The organism is Paracoccus haeundaensis, assembly GCF_006239215.1.
Classification (GTDB): domain Bacteria; phylum Pseudomonadota; class Alphaproteobacteria; order Rhodobacterales; family Rhodobacteraceae; genus Paracoccus; species Paracoccus marcusii.
In genome coordinates this window covers 42,826-57,514 of record NZ_VDDC01000015.1, presented here as the reverse complement: position 1 = coordinate 57,514, position 14,689 = coordinate 42,826, and the positions used below count along the sequence as shown (strand labels likewise).

General features: G+C 69.3%; 13 protein-coding genes and 1 tRNA gene. 11 read left to right on the top strand and 3 right to left on the bottom strand.

The features are described 5' to 3' along the window. Window positions 1–50: 50 nt before the first annotated feature. The 8 genes from FHD67_RS09745 to lpxB all read left to right on the top strand — a co-directional run bounded on the left by FHD67_RS09745 (window position 51) and on the right by lpxB (window position 10,097). On the top strand, window positions 51–1,058 hold the full coding sequence (locus FHD67_RS09745) for an AAA family ATPase (RefSeq protein ID WP_045980722.1): 1,008 nt from the start codon (window positions 51–53) through the stop codon (window positions 1,056–1,058). Beyond that, a complete protein-coding gene (locus tag FHD67_RS09740; RefSeq protein ID WP_139598588.1) occupies window positions 1,055–1,918 on the top strand; it encodes a DUF58 domain-containing protein in 864 nt (287 codons plus the stop codon). The genes FHD67_RS09745 and FHD67_RS09740 overlap by 4 nt, the downstream gene beginning before the upstream one ends. Beyond that, the gene (locus FHD67_RS09735; protein WP_139598587.1) at window positions 1,918–4,665 is read left to right on the top strand and encodes a DUF4159 domain-containing protein; all 2,748 of its coding nucleotides are present in this window, start codon (window positions 1,918–1,920) and stop codon (window positions 4,663–4,665) included. Before FHD67_RS09740 ends, FHD67_RS09735 begins: the two co-directional genes overlap by 1 nt. After that, the gene (locus FHD67_RS09730) at window positions 4,662–6,755 is read left to right on the top strand and encodes a hypothetical protein (RefSeq protein ID WP_176695096.1); all 2,094 of its coding nucleotides are present in this window, start codon (window positions 4,662–4,664) and stop codon (window positions 6,753–6,755) included. The genes FHD67_RS09735 and FHD67_RS09730 overlap by 4 nt, the downstream gene beginning before the upstream one ends. Before the next feature lie 60 nt (window positions 6,756–6,815). Beyond that, window positions 6,816–7,292, top strand: coding sequence for a 3-hydroxyacyl-ACP dehydratase FabZ (fabZ, locus tag FHD67_RS09725; protein ID WP_045981419.1), 477 nt, complete (start codon window positions 6,816–6,818; stop codon window positions 7,290–7,292). Then, the gene (gene lpxA, locus FHD67_RS09720; protein WP_139598586.1) at window positions 7,285–8,073 is read left to right on the top strand and encodes an acyl-ACP--UDP-N-acetylglucosamine O-acyltransferase; all 789 of its coding nucleotides are present in this window, start codon (window positions 7,285–7,287) and stop codon (window positions 8,071–8,073) included. Before fabZ ends, lpxA begins: the two co-directional genes overlap by 8 nt. Continuing rightward, the gene (locus FHD67_RS09715) at window positions 8,070–8,879 is read left to right on the top strand and encodes an LpxI family protein (protein WP_139598585.1); all 810 of its coding nucleotides are present in this window, start codon (window positions 8,070–8,072) and stop codon (window positions 8,877–8,879) included. The genes lpxA and FHD67_RS09715 overlap by 4 nt, the downstream gene beginning before the upstream one ends. 63 nt (window positions 8,880–8,942) lie before the next feature. Next, the gene (lpxB, locus tag FHD67_RS09710) at window positions 8,943–10,097 is read left to right on the top strand and encodes a lipid-A-disaccharide synthase (RefSeq protein WP_139598584.1); all 1,155 of its coding nucleotides are present in this window, start codon (window positions 8,943–8,945) and stop codon (window positions 10,095–10,097) included. Here the strand turns inward: lpxB and FHD67_RS09705 are convergent. After that, window positions 10,081–10,428, bottom strand: a complete 348-nt coding sequence (locus FHD67_RS09705; RefSeq protein ID WP_139598583.1) for a RidA family protein — start codon at window positions 10,426–10,428, stop codon at window positions 10,081–10,083. The two genes, lpxB and FHD67_RS09705, sit on opposite strands and share 17 nt — an antisense overlap. Before the next feature lie 99 nt (window positions 10,429–10,527). On the opposite strand from FHD67_RS09705, the gene FHD67_RS09700 reads away from it, so the two are divergent. Next, the gene (locus FHD67_RS09700) at window positions 10,528–10,989 is read left to right on the top strand and encodes an MmcB family DNA repair protein (RefSeq protein WP_045999197.1); all 462 of its coding nucleotides are present in this window, start codon (window positions 10,528–10,530) and stop codon (window positions 10,987–10,989) included. On the opposite strand, the gene FHD67_RS09695 is transcribed toward FHD67_RS09700, so the two are convergent. Then, on the bottom strand, window positions 10,970–11,185 hold the full coding sequence (locus FHD67_RS09695) for a DUF6324 family protein (protein WP_045999198.1): 216 nt from the start codon (window positions 11,183–11,185) through the stop codon (window positions 10,970–10,972). The genes FHD67_RS09700 and FHD67_RS09695 overlap by 20 nt on opposite strands. 100 nt (window positions 11,186–11,285) lie before the next feature. Between FHD67_RS09695 and FHD67_RS09690 the strand changes: the two genes are divergently transcribed. Together FHD67_RS09690 and FHD67_RS09685 are read left to right on the top strand one after the other, a co-directional pair. Next, window positions 11,286–11,362 (top strand) — tRNA-His (locus FHD67_RS09690). A gap of 102 nt (window positions 11,363–11,464) precedes the next feature. Continuing rightward, window positions 11,465–12,841, top strand: coding sequence for a GntP family permease (locus FHD67_RS09685; RefSeq protein ID WP_045999199.1), 1,377 nt, complete (start codon window positions 11,465–11,467; stop codon window positions 12,839–12,841). Here FHD67_RS09685 and FHD67_RS09680 read toward each other — a convergent pair. Continuing rightward, on the bottom strand, window positions 12,838–14,688 hold the full coding sequence (locus tag FHD67_RS09680; protein ID WP_139598582.1) for an ABC transporter ATP-binding protein: 1,851 nt from the start codon (window positions 14,686–14,688) through the stop codon (window positions 12,838–12,840). The two genes, FHD67_RS09685 and FHD67_RS09680, sit on opposite strands and share 4 nt — an antisense overlap. Window position 14,689 lies beyond the last annotated feature (1 nt).

The following is a 14,689-nucleotide window of genomic DNA, read 5'->3' as shown; positions in this document are numbered from 1 at the left end:
CTGTGTCTGGACTGCCTATGCTTTCCTTAAACCAGCGCGGGGGCAATGTCATGACGTCGGACGAATTTCTGGTGCAAGAGGTCCAGGCCCTGGCCGCCCGCCTGTCGGATGCCCGTGCCAGCGTCGAACGCCGTTTCGTGGGCCAGCACGAGGTGGTCGAACAGGTCCTTGCGTCGATCCTGTCCGGGGGACACGCGCTGCTGATCGGGCAGCCGGGCCTGGGCAAGACCATGCTGGTCGACACGCTGTCCACCGTCTTGGGTCTGGACAGCGCCCGCATCCAGTTCACGCCCGACCTGATGCCCGCCGACATCCTGGGGTCCGAGGTCCTGGACGCGCGGCCCGACGGAAGTCGGGCGTTCCGTTTCATCGAGGGGCCGGTCTTCACCCAGCTGCTGATGGCCGACGAAATCAACCGTGCCAGCCCCCGCACCCAATCTGCCCTGCTGCAGGCCATGCAGGAGCGCGAGGTCACCATCAGCGGCCAGCACCGCCCCCTGGGCCGTCCGTTCCACGTCCTGGCCACCCAGAACCCGATCGAGCAGGAGGGCACCTATCCGCTGCCCGAGGCGCAGCTGGACCGGTTCCTGCTGCAGATCGACGTCGATTACCCGGACCGCGACACCGAACGCCAGATCCTGATCGCCACCACGGGGCTGGAGGATGACACCCCGCACGCGGCCTTCACCCCCGACCAGCTGATCGCGGCACAACGCCTGATCCGCCAGATGCCCGTCGGAGAGACCGTGGTCGAGGCGATCCTGGACCTTGTCCGCGCCGCCCGCCCCGGTGCACCCGAGGCCGCGTCCTTCGTCACCGATGCGCTGACCTGGGGGCCGGGTCCGCGCGCCGCGCAGGCGCTGATGCTGGTCAGCCGCGCGCGTGCCGTGCTGAACGGCCGCTATGCGCCGACGCTGGACGACGTGGCCGCGATGGCGGCGCCCGTGCTGCGGCACCGCATGGCGCTGTCCTTCGCCGCCCGCGCCCGCGGAGAGACGGTCGACGCGGTGATCGGCCGCCTGCTGGACGACCGCATCGGCACCCGTCGCGCCGCATGAGCGTGACGCCCACCGATCTGCGCGCGCGGGCCGAAGGGGTCGCCGGGCATCTGCCCGGCCTGATCCTGTCGGCCGAACGGCTGGCCGCGATGGTGGCCCCGGGCGCCCATGGCCTGCGCCGCGCCGGTCCCGGAGAGGATTTCTGGCAGTACCGCCCCGCGGGCGCGGGCGACGGCGCGCGCAGCATCGACTGGCGGCGCTCCGGCCGGTCCGACAGCCAGTTCGTGCGCGACCGCGAGGCGCAGACGGCGCAATCCGCCGCCCTGTGGCTGTCGCGCGCGCCCGGCATGGATTTCACCGGCGGGCCCGACCGCCCGACCAAGGCCGAACGCGGTCAGATCCTGACACTGGCGCTTGGCATGCTGATGCTGCGCGGGGGAGAAAAGGTCGGGCTGCTGGGCCAACCCGCACGGGCCGGCCGCATCCAGGCCGACCGCCTGGCGGAACAGCTGGCCACGGGTACCGCCGCCGAGGATGCCGCCCCGGCCCACGCCCTGCGACCGAACCTGCGGGTGGTGATCCTGTCGGATTTCCTGACCGATCCGGGCTGGGTTGCGGACCTGCTGGCGCAGGCGGCGGGCCTGGGCCTGTCGGGCCTGCTGTTCCAGATCCTGGACCCGGACGAGGCACATTTTCCCTATGACGGCGCGGTCGAGTTCCGCTCTGGCAGCCTGCGGCATGACAGCCGCGATGCCGGCGGGCTGCGCGCGGCCTATCTGGCCCGGCTGGCCGAACGACAGGCTTGGCTGGAGGGGCAGGCGCGGCGGGCAGGCTGGCAGTTCGGCACGCATCTGACGGACGCCGACCCCGCACAGGCGCTGAACTGGCTGTGGCAGGCTTTGGGGCAGGGGGCGCGCTGATGCTGCTGCTGGGGCCCCTGGGTTTCGCCGCGCCATGGCTGCTGGGCGCGCTGATCGCACTGCCGGTCCTGTGGGTGATCCTGCGCGCCATGCCGCCCGCGCCGAGGCGGGTGATCTTTCCGGGCGTCGCCCTGTTGGCGGGGCTTGTCGATCGCGCGCCCATCGCCAGCCGCACGCCATGGTGGCTGCTGCTGATCCGTTTGGCGGCGGTGGCGGCGGCGATCCTGGCCTTTGCGGGGCCCGTCTGGCGCCCCGTGGTGCAGCCCGCGGCCGACGGGCCGTTGCTGATCGTGATGGATGCGGGCTTTGCCGCCGCGCCTGATTGGGCGGCCCGCCAGACACGCGTCGAAACCGCCCTGACGGATGCCGCCGCCGCGGGCCGGCCCGCGGCCTTGCTGATGGCCGACGGGCGGGGTCAGGGAGCACTGGCGTTCCAGCCCGCCGATGCCCTGCTGTCCGGCCTGCGCGCGGCGCAGCCGCAACCCTGGTCGACGCGCCTGCCCGACGATCCGGGCGCCGCGCTGGCCGATGCGCCGGAGGGGTCGCTGTCGACGCTGTGGATCGCGGACGGGACCGATCATCCGAACCGCGCGGCGTGGCTGGCGGCCCTGGCGGATCGCGGCCCGGTGACGGTCGTGCCGCCCGCGCGTCCGCTGCGGACGCTGGCGCTGGCGTCGGGCGACACGCCGTCGCTGACGCTGACCTCGGTTGATGATGCCGCCCCGGCGATCCAGGCCATCGGCCCCGATCCGCAAGGGATCGAACGCGCCTTGGCCAGCCTCACGCCCGGCGACGCGACGGATGCCGACGGGTTGACCGTCCGCCCCGTGGCGATCGACCTGCCGCCCGAACTGCGCAACCGGATCACCCGCTTTCAGATCGAGGCCGAAAACCATGCCGGCGCGGTCGTTCTGGCGGATGACCGCGTGCGCCGCCGCAAGGTGGCCCTGGTCGGCGATCCGCTTGCCGAAGGCCAGCAGCTGTTGGCCCAGACCCACTATCTGCGCCAGGCGCTGGCCCCCACGACCGACCTGGTCGAAGGCGCTTTGGGCGATGTCCTGGACACCGCGCCCGACGTGATCGTGCTGGCCGATCAGGTGCAGCTGGCTGAGACGCTGGACCTGACGCAATGGGTGGCCGAAGGCGGGCTGCTGATCCGCTTTGCGGGGCCGCGCATGGCCGGTTACGACCGCCTGGCCGAAGAACCGCTGCTGCCCGTGGCGCTGCGCCAGGGCGGGCGCGACATCGGCGGTGCGCTGTCCTGGGGCGACCCGCGCGGGCTGGCGCCGTTCCCCGATGACGGTCCCTTTGCGGGCCTACCCGTGCCGGATGATGTGTCCGTCCGCGCGCAGCTGATGGCCCAGCCCGCGCCCGATCTGGCGGGGCGCACCATCGCGTCGCTGTCCGACAACACGCCGCTGATCACCCGCGACCGGCTTGGCCAGGGGCAGGTCGTGCTGGTCCATGTGACAGCCAATGCCGAATGGTCGAACCTGCCGCTGTCGGGCCTGTTCCCGCAGATGATGGAGCGCCTTGTCGCAACCGCCCGCCTGTCGCCGTCCGAGGCTGCGACCGAGGACCTGACCCAAACCTTCTGGACGCCCGAGGCCGTGCTGGACGGGTTCGGGCGTCCCGCCGAGGCCCAGGGCCTGACCCCGGTGCCCGCCGCCGATCTGGCGCAGGGGACGGGCCCCGACCGCCCCGCGGGCATCTATGCGGCGGGCGAGCGGCGCCGGGCGCTGAACGCGGGCGGTCCCTTCGTGCGGGCGACCTGGCCCGGTGCCACGGTCGAGGCCGTCGCCGCCACGCCGGGACGCGACCTGAAGGGCGCGCTGCTGGCCGCGGTGGCGCTGCTGCTGGCGCTGGATGCCATCGGGTCGGCTTGGCTGGGGCGCGGACGCAGGCGAGGGGCCATGGCGGCGGTCGCGCTTGTTTTGGCGATGCTGCCGGGCCCGCGGGCGCAGGCGCAGGATCTGGACCCCGATCTGATGCGGGCCGCGGCCGACGTGGCGCTGGCCTATGTCGTGACGGGTGACGCGCGGATCGATCAGGCCTCCGAACAGGGTCTGACCGGGCTGTCGCAGGCGCTGCGCAGTCGCACCTCGGTCGAGCCGGGACAGCCGATCGGGATCGATTTGGACCAGGACGACCTGTCGCTGCTGACGTTCCTGTACTGGCCCATCACCGATGCACAGCCCGCGCCCGCACCACAGGCCTATCTGCGGCTGAACGCCTTTCTGCGATCGGGGGGAATGATCCTGTTCGACACCCGCGACGGCGACATCGCGGGTGTCGGCGGCCCCGACATGTCGCAGGCGCTGCGCCACTTGGCCGCGCCGCTGGACATCCCGCCCCTGGCGCCCATTCCCGATGATCACGTGCTGACGCGGACATTCTATCTGCTGGACGACTTTCCAGGCCGCTGGCAGGGCAATCCGGTCTGGGCCGAGGCCCCGACCGTCTCGTCCCAGGCCGAGGCCGGCGTGCCGTTCCGCCAGCTGAACGACGGGGTCAGCCCGGTCATCATCGGCGGCAATTCCTGGGCCGAGGCCTGGGCGGTCAACGCCGACGGCTATGCCGCCTATCCCATCGGACAGGGCTGGGAGGGTGACCGCCAGAGAGAGATGGCGGCTCGGTTCGGCGTGAACCTGGTCATGTACGTGCTGACCGGAAACTATAAATCCGACCAGGTGCATGTGCCCGCCCTGCTGGACCGCCTGCGGACCGAGGAGATCCTGGCACCATGACATCCCTGACCCAGCTGCGGTTCGACCCGGCCCTGCCGTGGTGGGCCATCGGCATGCTGGCCGCGCTGGCGGTGCTGGTCGCGGCCTTCGCGCTGTGGCGCGGGATGCGGGGCTGGGCATGGCGCGGCTTGGCAGGGCTGGCCGCGGCGCTGGCCCTGGCCGGTCCGGCGTTGGAGCTGGGCACCCGCGCGGCCCTGTCCGACATCGTGATCCTGCTGGATGACCGCTCTGCCAGCCAAGCCCTGCCGGGGCGCGCCGCACAGGTCGATCAGGCGGTGGACGACCTGTCCGCGGGCATCGCCGCATTGCCCGGGACCGACCTGCGCCGCGTGACCGTGGGCGACAGCGATGACGGCACGGCGCTGGCGACCGCCCTGTCGCGCGCCATCGCCGCCGAACCCGATGCCAGGCTGGCCGGGGTGATCGCCGTCACCGATGGCCGCCTGCACGACCCGCAGATGCTGCCGCAGGGGATGGCGGCGCCGCTGCACGTGCTGCTGACCGGTCAGCCGCAGGACTGGGACCGCCGCCTGGTGATCGAGGAGGCCCCGGCCTTTGGCCTGATCGGGGAGGAGGTCACCATCCGCCTGCGCGTTGAGGATCAGGGCCTGGTCCCCGAGGCCAGCCGCACCGGCAGCGTCACCCTGCGCCTGTCCGTGGACGGCGAGGACGAGCAGACCGTCGCCGTTCCCCTGAACACCAGCCTGTCCCTGCCGGTGACGCCCGGCCATGCCGGCCAGAACGTTGTGCAGATCGCGCTGGACGACGCACCCGGAGAGCTGACCGACCGCAACAACGCCGCCGCCATCAGCATCAACGGGGTGCGCGACCGCCTGCGTGTTCTGCTGGTGTCCGGAGAGCCCCATGCGGGCGAGCGTACCTGGCGCAACCTGCTGAAATCGGACGCGGCGGTCGATCTGATCCATTTCACTATCCTGCGCCCGCCTGAAATCATGTTCGACGACGTCCCGGTGGACGAGTTGTCGCTGATCGCCTTTCCGACGCGGGAACTGTTCCTGGAACGGATCGATGATTTCGACCTGATCATCTTTGACCGCTACAGCGTGCGGGGCATTCTGCCGCCCGAATACTACATGAACATCGCCCGATACGTCGAGGACGGCGGCGCGATCCTGGTGTCGGCCGGCCCCGAGATGGCGTCGGTCGAAAGCCTGAACCTGTCGCCTCTGGGGCCGATCCTGCCTGCTCGGCCCACCGGTCGCGTCATCGACCAGCCGTTCACGCCGCGCCTGACCGATGAGGGGCGGCGCCATCCGGTGACCGCGGGCCTGGGCGGCCCCGATCCCGACGCACCCGATTGGGGCCGCTGGTTGCGCCTGTCCGAGGTCACGCCCACAGGCGACGCCCAGGTCGCCATGACCGGGGCCGAGGACAAGCCGCTGTTGATCCTGGACCGGGTCGGAGAGGGGCGCGTCGCGTTGTTGACCTCGGACCAGGTCTGGCTTTGGGGGCGCGGGTTCGAGGGGGGCGGCCCGCAGCTGGAGCTGCTGCGCCGCATCGCTCACTGGTCGATGAAGGAACCCGAGCTGGAGGAGGAGGCACTGCTGGCGGATGTCCGCGACGGTCTGGCCGTGCGGTTCACCCGCCGCACGATGCAGGACAGCGCCGGACCGCTGCAGGTCACCGCCCCCGACGGCAGCATCAGTCAGGTCCCGTTGGCCGCCGACGGCCCGGGCCGGTTCGTCGCGGACTGGACCGCGCCCGAACCCGGCCTGTATCGTCTGGCCGATGGCGACATGCGCCGCGTGCTGGCGCTTGGCCCCGCGGCGCCCCGCGAATTCGAGGAGACGGTGGCCGACGCGCCTCTGCTGACACCCTTGGTCGAGGCCAGCGGCGGATCGGTTCAGCGTCTGTCCGACGGCGTGCCGGACCTGCGCCAGACGCGTGCGGGCCGGGCGGCCAGCGGCGATGGCTTGGGCGGCCCCTGGATCGGCGTCACCCCGCGCGATGCCGCGACCGTCACTGGCTTGGACCGCCGGCCGCTGCTGCCCGGATGGGGATGGCTGGCGCTGATCGCGGGGCTGATCCTGACCGGCTGGCTGGCCGAGGGGCGGCGCCGTCCCGCCTGACCCGCTTGCCATCCGGCCCCCCGGTTGGTAACCCCGACGAAACCGTCTCAAGGAACGCAAATGGCTGACGACACGCGCAATCCCGCCCCCTATACCGAGGCCGACCTGTCGCTGATCAAGCGGATCATCCCCCACCGCTATCCCTTCCTGTTCATCGACAAGGTGCGCGACATCGTCCCGTTCGAGAGTGCGGTGGGCATCAAGAACGTGACCAGCAACGAGCCGCATTTCCAGGGCCATTTCCCCAACCACCCGATCATGCCCGGCGTGACCATCATCGAGGCGATGGCCCAGACCGCGGCCGTCGTGGTGGGCATCAGCATGAACGTCATCGACGAGGAAATGCAGACCTATTTCATGGGCATCGACAACTGCAAGTTCCGCCGCATGGTCGTGCCGGGCGACGTTCTGGAACTGCATTGCCGCGCCATCCGCGGCGGCGGCAAGATCTGGAAGTTCGAGGGCAAGGCCATGGTCGACGGCCAGCTGTGCGCGTCGGCGGAATATACTGCGATGATGGCCCGCAAGGATGGCTGATGCCCTGATCCACCCTTCGGCCGTGATCGAACCCGGCGCCCAGATCGGCGCGGGGGTATGCATCGGCCCGTTCTGCGTGGTCGGACCCAAGGTCCGGCTGGCGGACGGGGTGGAGCTGAAATCCCATGTCGTCGTGACCGGCGACACCTCGGTGGGCGAGGGGACGGTGATCTTTCCCTTCGCCAGCATCGGAGAGGTTCCCCAGGACCTGAAGTTCAAGGGCGAGGACGTCCGCCTGCAGATCGGCGCCCGCAACCGCATCCGCGAATACGTGACGATGAACCCCGGCACCGCCGGCGGCGGCAGCGTCACCACCGTGGGCGATGACGGGCTATTCATGGCGTCCAGCCATGTGGGCCATGACTGCCGGATCGGCAACCGGGTGATCCTGGCCAACAGCGTGGCCATCGCGGGCCATTGCGTGTTGGAGGATGACGTGATCGTGGGCGGGTTGTCGGGCGTGCATCAATGGGTCCGCATCGGCCGCGGCGCGATGATCGGGGCGGTGACGATGGTGACTGCCGACGTGATCCCCTATGGCCTGGTCCAGGGACCCCGCGGGCATCTGGACGGCCTGAACCTGATCGGGCTGAAGCGTCGCGGCGCGACCCGGTCCGACATCGCCGCGCTGCGGTCCCTGCTGGGCGACCTGGGCCGCGGATCCTTTCGCGATACGGCCCGTACGCGTGCCGAGGCGCAGGTGACCGGCATGGAGCGCGATGTGCTGGACTTTATCCTTGGCCCGTCCGACCGCAGCTTTCTGGCGCCGAAACCTGAATGAGCCGGATCGCCATCATCGCGGGGCAGGGCGCCCTGGCCCCGGCCGTTGCCGCCTGCCTGGACGATCCGTTGGTCTTCGCCTTGCCGGGCTTTGCCCCGGACGGCCTGGCCGCCACGACGTTCCAGCTGGAACGCCTGGTGCCGTTTCTGGATGATCTGCATGCCAAAGGGGTGACCCGCGTGGTCTTTGCCGGCGCGATCCGGCGACCGCGGCTGGACCCCGAGGCGTTCGACCCGCGCACCGCGCAGCTTGTCCCCCGCATCCTGACCGCCATGCAGTCGGGCGATGATGCGGCGTTGCGAACGGCCCTCGACATTTTCGAAGAGAATGACCTTACGGTTTGTTCCGTCAGCGAAATTGCGCCTGATCTTATCCCGGAGGAAGGCATCCTGACCGGAGAGCCGACCGATGCAGACCGCAGGGACGCGGGCCGGGCCGCGCGGATCCTGGCCCAGACCGGGCCGCTGGACCTGGGCCAAGGGGCGGTCGTTGCGCAGGGCCTGTGTCTGGCATTGGAAACGCTGCCTGGCACTGCCGCGATGCTGGATTTCGCCGCGCGCCATGCCGACCTGCGCCCCAATCCCAAAGGCGCCCGCGGTGTCCTCTACAAGGCGCCGAAGCCGGGACAGGATCTGCGCATCGACCTGCCGACCCTTGGGCCCGACACGGTGGATCAGGCCGTATCGGCGGGACTTGCCGGCATTGCCTGGGCGGCGGGACAGGTGATCCTGCTGGACCGCCCGGAAATGGTGCGCCGTGCACAGGCGGCGGGCCTGTTCCTGTGGGCGGCAGGCGGGCTGGACTGAAAAGGCTGGCCCTTTCGCGTCCGTCCCAATACCCATGACTTGGCAGCAAGAAGGCGGCACGGCATGCGTTATTTCCTGATCGCGGGCGAGGCTTCGGGTGACCAGTTGGGCGCCGCGCTGATGGCGGGATTGCGGCGGCTTGATCCGCAGGCGGAGTTCCTGGGCGTCGGCGGCTCCGCGATGACGCCTCTTGGCCTGACCAGCCTGTTCCCCATGGACGAGCTGTCGATCATGGGCATCTGGGAGGTCCTTCCGAAATACCGCCACCTGAAACGCCGCATCGCGCAGACCGGGCAGGCGGTCATCGATGCCGCCCCCGACGTCCTGATCACCATCGACAGCCCCGATTTCGGCCTGCGCGTCGCACGCCTGGTCCGTGCGCAGCGTCCCGACCTGCGGACGGTGCATTACGTCGCACCCTCGGTCTGGGCCTGGCGGCCGGGGCGGGCGCTGAAGATGGCGCAGGTGATCGATCACGTGCTGGCGATCCTGCCGTTCGAACCGCCGCTGATGCGGGCCGCGGGCATGACCTGCGATTTCGTGGGTCATCCCGTCGCCACTGCGGACGTGGCCGGCCCGGACGAGGCGCAGCTGTTCCGCAACGCCCATGGCATCGCGCCCGACGCGCCGGTGGTCCTGTGCCTGCCGGGTTCGCGCCGCGGAGAGGTCACCCGCCTTGGCCCGCGCTTTGACGAGGCGCTGATCCGCCTGCGGGACCGCGTGCCCGAAGTCCGCGTGGTGCTGCCGACGGTTCCGGGCGTGTCCGGGATGGTCCGCGACATGATCCGCCGCTGGCCCACAGCCCCCATCGTGATCGAGGAGCCGGACGAGAAGCGTGCGGCCTTTGCCGCCGCCGATCTGGCGCTGGCGGCGTCGGGGACCGTCAGCCTGGAACTGGCGGCAAACCGCATCCCGATGGTCATCGGCTATGACATGGCGCCGCTGTCGCGCCTGATCGTAGGGGCGCTGCTGCGCACCGACACCGTCACGCTGGTCAACCTGGTCAGCGAGACGCGCGCCGTGCCCGAGTTCCTGGGCAGCCGCTGCCAGCCGGGCCCCATGGCGCAGGCGCTGCAGGACGCGCTGGAGAACCGTGCAAAGCGGGGTGCCCAACTGGACGCCATGGACCTGACCATGGACCGCTTGGGCAAGGGAGGTGAGGCGCCGGGCCTGCGCGCGGCGCGCTCTGTCCTTCAGGCGATCACAGGACCGCGGTGACGATGATCTCGACTGCGTAGTCGGGGGTCGCCAGCGCGGATTCGCCGGTGGCGCGGGCGGGCGTGTGGCCCTGGGGCACCCAGGCATCCCAGACGGCGTTCATCTCGGCGAATTTCGTCATGTCGGCCATCCAGATCTGGGCAGAGACGATGCGGGTCTTGTCGGTCCCGGCCTGCGCCAGCAGCGCGTCGATCTGGTTCAGGATCGCGGTGGTCTGGTCCGTGACCGAGGTGCCCGGCTCTCCGACCTGGCCTGCCAGAAAGACGAAGCCGTTGGCGATGACCGCCTGGCTCATCCGCGGGCCGGTTTCCAGACGCTTGATATCGGTCATGATGCTCTCCTTTGGCGATATGCGCGCGGACGCTATACGGGGGGCGCGGGGGCGGCAAGGCGGGTTGCGGACGTTCCGGTTGCGTTCTATTCTGCGCGCATGTCCGACCTGTCCCCCTTGCCCGCCATGCCCGGCCAGCGCCTTGCGCGCGGCACAGGGCGGCTGCTGCGCAGCCTCGACCACGCGGTGCTGACTGAGTTCACCCCCGTCCGGGGCCTGCGCGTCGACCTGATCAGCCTTGGCCCCAAGGGAGAGCTGTGGGTCGTCGAATGCAAAAGCTGTCGCGCCGATTTTCAGGCCGACCGCAAGTGGCAAGGATACCTTGACTGGTGCGACCGGTATTTCTGGGCGGTCGACTGCGACTTTCCGACCGATCTGCTGCCCGATGACACCGGCCTGATCCATGCCGATGCCTTCGGCGCCGAGATCACCCGCATGGCCCCCGAACATCGCCTGGCGGGTCCGCGCCGCACCAAGGTGCAGCGCGACTTTGCGCGGGCCGCAGCCCTGCGGTTGCAGGTGATGTGCGACCCGGGCGCGCTTATCGCCGGGGCTTCTTAGGCTTGCCGCCCTGGGCCATGGCGCGGGCGGCCTCGGCCGCGGCCATCAGCTCTTCGGCGATCTCGGTCGCTTCTTCGGGGTCGAAATCCATAGGCAGGTCCACGCCCTCTCCCTGCACATAGATCCGCACCATCCCAAGGTCGGTCGGGCCGATCTGGATGTTCGCGGTGATGTCGCTTTCGCTGTTGATGCCCATGGCTTGTCCTTTCGCGGTGAAACTTTCTGTATCGCGGACGCAATTTCACGGCAAGCGGGGCTTGCAACCCTGCGGACACGGGGCTAAAGAACCGCCCTGTGCCGCCTTAGCTCAGTTGGTTAGAGCGCTAGATTGTGGATCTAGAGGTCCCCCGTTCAAGCCGGGGAGGCGGTACCACCTTTCCCCAGCATCCGACCACTTTCTGCACTGCAGCATCTTGCGCAGCGCGTCCCGCGCGTGAGACCATGCGCGCCATTGCAACCGGGAGAGGGACGCCGCATGGGCCTGCTGGGAATATTTCTGTCGCTGATACTGCTGATGTATCTGGCCTATCGCGGGATCAACGTGCTGATCCTGGCGCCACTGCTGGCGCTGCTGGCGGTGGTGATGTCCGGGGACCTGCCGGTTCTGGCGACCTATACCCAGGTCTTCATGAATTCGCTTGGCGGCTATGTTATCACCTACTTCCCGCTGTTCCTGCTGGGCGCGATCTTCGGCAAGGTCATGGCCGACAGCGGCGCCGCGCGATCGATCGCAGAATGGATCGTCGACAGGCTGGGCGCTCAGCGCGCCGTGCTGGCGGTCGTCCTGTCCTGCGGCGTGCTGACCTTTGGCGGGGTGTCGCTGTTCGTGGTGGCCTTTGCCGTCTATCCCATCGCCAACGCGCTGTTCCGCCGCGCCGACATCCCCAAGCGCCTGCTGCCCGCGGCCATCGCGCTTGGGTCGTTCACCTTCACCATGACGGCATTCCCCGGCACGCCCGCGATCCAGAACGCCATTCCGATGCCGTTCTTCGGCACGAACGTCTTCGCGGCGCCGCTGCTGGGCACGCTGGCCGGGGTCATCATGCTGGCGGGCGGCACGATGTGGCTGAACCGCCGCGCCCGTGCCGCCGGGGCCGAGGGCTATGGCGATCACCCCGTCACCGCCGCAGACGCGACCCTGCCCGAGGATGCGGACCTGCCGCCCTTCGCGCTGGCGATCCTGCCTGTGGTGTCGGTGATCGTTCTGAACGCGGTCCTGACCTGGTTCGTCTTCCCGAACATGTCCGCGGACTATCTGGCCGAACCGCGCTATGGAGAGACGACCCTGTCGTCGGTCGCCGGCATCTGGGCGATCATCGTGTCGCTGGTCGCGTCGATCCTGCTGGCCGTCGGCCTGAACCTGCGCCGCTTTGCCAACCTGCGCGAGAGCGTCAATTCCGGCACGATGGGATCGCTGCTGCCGATCTTCAACACTGCATCCGAAGTGGGCTATGGCGCCGTCATCGCCTCGCTGCCGGCCTTTGCGCTGATCCGCGACGCCGTGCTGGGCCTGTTCCCGAACAACCCGGTGGCGTCGCTGTCGGTGGCAGTGAACGTTCTGGCCGGCATCACCGGATCGGCCTCGGGCGGCATGTCCATCGCGCTGAACACGCTTGGCGAACAGTTCGCCACGATGGGCCAGGAACAGGGGATCAGCATGGAGCTGATGCACCGCGTCACGGCGCTGTCCTCGGGCGGGTTCGACGCGCTGCCGCATAACGGCGCGGTCATCACGCTGCTGGCCATCACCGGGCTGACCCACAAGAAAAGCTATCCCGACATCTTCGTGGTCGCGGTGCTGATCCCGGTCATCGCGCTGATCACGGTGATCGTGCTGGGGACCGTGCTTTAACGGTACCCCTGCGCCTGCAGCTCGAACAGCTCCTTGTAGCGGCCGGGCCGGGCGACCAGCTCGGCGTGGCTGCCCTGGTCCTGGACACGGCCCCCCTCCAGCACAATGATCCTGTCGGCCATCCGCACGGATGAGAAGCGATGAGAGATCAGCAGCGCCGTCCGCCCCTGCGTCAGGTCGCGGAACCGCAGAAAGACCTCGTATTCTGCCCGCGCGTCCAGTGCGGCGGTCGGCTCGTCCAGCACCAGCAGCTGCGCATCGCGCATATAGGCACGCGCGATGGCCAGCTTCTGCCACTCGCCACCCGACAGGTCCAAGCCGCGGGCAAAGCGCTTGCCGACCATCTGGTCATAGCCCTTGGGCAGCTTGGCGATGACCTGATCGGCCAGGGACCGTTCGGCGGCGGTCACGATGCGGGGGCGGTCGTCGCGCGCGTCGATCCGGCCGATGGCGATGTTCTCGGCCGCCGTCACTGCATAGCGCACGAAGTCCTGAAAGATCACGCCCACGGTGCCGCGCAGCTGGTCCAGGTCATAGTCGCGCAGGTCGCGCCCATCCAGCGTGATGCGGCCTTCGTCCGGGTCATACAGACGCGCCAGCAGCTTGACGATGGTCGTCTTGCCCGCGCCGTTCTCTCCGACCAGGGCGACCGTCTCTCCGGCGCGCAGGTGCAGCGTCATGCCGCGGATCGCCCAATCCTCGCGGCCCGGATAGCGAAAGCCCACATTCTCGAAGCGAAACCCCTGCGCGATGGGCACCGGCACCGGCAGCGGATCGGCAGGGCTGGCAATGGCCGGACGCGCGGTGAAGAAATCGAAAAGGTCGTCCAGATACATGGCCTGACCCGCCATGCTGGAGAATCCCGACAGCAGCCCCTCCAGTAACCCGCGCAGACGCAGGAAGCTGCCCGACAAGAACGTCAGATCGCCGATCGACAGCTGCCCCGTCAGCGTGCGCGCGATGATCCACAGAAAGGCCGCGTAATAGGCCAGCGTGCCAAGCGCGGTCAGCACCGCCATTACCGACAGCTGGCGGCGCTGGATCACCCGGTTCTCCAGGTAGAACCGCCGGGCCAGGGTCAGATATCTGTCGCGCAGCCAAGGGCTTAGGCTAAAGATCTTGACCTCTTTCGCAGTCTCGGCCGTGGCTGCGATCATGCGCAGATAGTCGCGTTCGCGCCGGTCTGCGGCGCGGGCGTGGTTGAGCGCATAGGTGCGGGCGTTGAAATGCATCTCTCCCATCAGGGACGGGATCAGCGCCAGCGCAAGCAGCACCACCAACCATGGATTGTAGACCACCAGACCCACGCCAAAGCTGATGACCGTGACGCTGTCCTGCATCTGCTGCATCAGCTGGTTCAGCAGGGGGATACGCCCCATCGTCTGGCGCCGCGCGCGGTCCAGCCGGTCCTGAAAGCTGGCATCCTCGAAGGAGGCCAGGTCCAGATCCGCCGCATGATCCATCAGCCGGATCGAGATGTCGATGACCAGCTTCTCCTGCAGCAGCGCATCGACATAGGCGACCAGACGCCCAAGCACGTCCTGCGCGATCGCCAGCGCCAGTTCCAGCGCCACCAGCCCGATCAGCGGATGCGCCAGCCCGCTGTCCCACCAGCCCGCCAGCGTGCCCGGCCCGCCCGCGGCCGACAGGGCCACGACCTGGTCGATGATCAGCTTGCCCACCCACAGCATCGCGACCGGCATCAGCGCCCGCATCAGACGCAGCGCCACCATGGCCAGCGTCAGCGCGGGGCTGGCCCGCCAGACCATGACCAGGAAGGGCGGGATGTTCTTCAGCGCCGCCCAACGCGCCGCATAATCGGGGGATGCGGGCGCGTCGGGCGGCATC

Coding starts and splice junctions, on each gene's coding strand:
- FHD67_RS09730 (WP_176695096.1), top strand. CDS start 4,662: ATGACATCCCTGACCCAGCTGCGGTTCGACCCGGCCCTGCCGTGGTGG.
- fabZ (WP_045981419.1), top strand. CDS start 6,816: ATGGCTGACGACACGCGCAATCCCGCCCCCTATACCGAGGCCGACCTG.
- FHD67_RS09700 (WP_045999197.1), top strand. CDS start 10,528: ATGTCCGACCTGTCCCCCTTGCCCGCCATGCCCGGCCAGCGCCTTGCG.
- FHD67_RS09745 (WP_045980722.1), top strand. CDS start 51: ATGACGTCGGACGAATTTCTGGTGCAAGAGGTCCAGGCCCTGGCCGCC.
- FHD67_RS09735 (WP_139598587.1), top strand. CDS start 1,918: ATGCTGCTGCTGGGGCCCCTGGGTTTCGCCGCGCCATGGCTGCTGGGC.
- FHD67_RS09715 (WP_139598585.1), top strand. CDS start 8,070: ATGAGCCGGATCGCCATCATCGCGGGGCAGGGCGCCCTGGCCCCGGCC.
- FHD67_RS09685 (WP_045999199.1), top strand. CDS start 11,465: ATGGGCCTGCTGGGAATATTTCTGTCGCTGATACTGCTGATGTATCTG.
- lpxA (WP_139598586.1), top strand. CDS start 7,285: ATGGCTGATGCCCTGATCCACCCTTCGGCCGTGATCGAACCCGGCGCC.
- FHD67_RS09705 (WP_139598583.1), bottom strand. CDS start 10,428: ATGACCGATATCAAGCGTCTGGAAACCGGCCCGCGGATGAGCCAGGCG.
- FHD67_RS09695 (WP_045999198.1), bottom strand. CDS start 11,185: ATGGGCATCAACAGCGAAAGCGACATCACCGCGAACATCCAGATCGGC.
- FHD67_RS09740 (WP_139598588.1), top strand. CDS start 1,055: ATGAGCGTGACGCCCACCGATCTGCGCGCGCGGGCCGAAGGGGTCGCC.
- FHD67_RS09680 (WP_139598582.1), bottom strand. CDS start 14,688: ATGCCGCCCGACGCGCCCGCATCCCCCGATTATGCGGCGCGTTGGGCG.
- lpxB (WP_139598584.1), top strand. CDS start 8,943: ATGCGTTATTTCCTGATCGCGGGCGAGGCTTCGGGTGACCAGTTGGGC.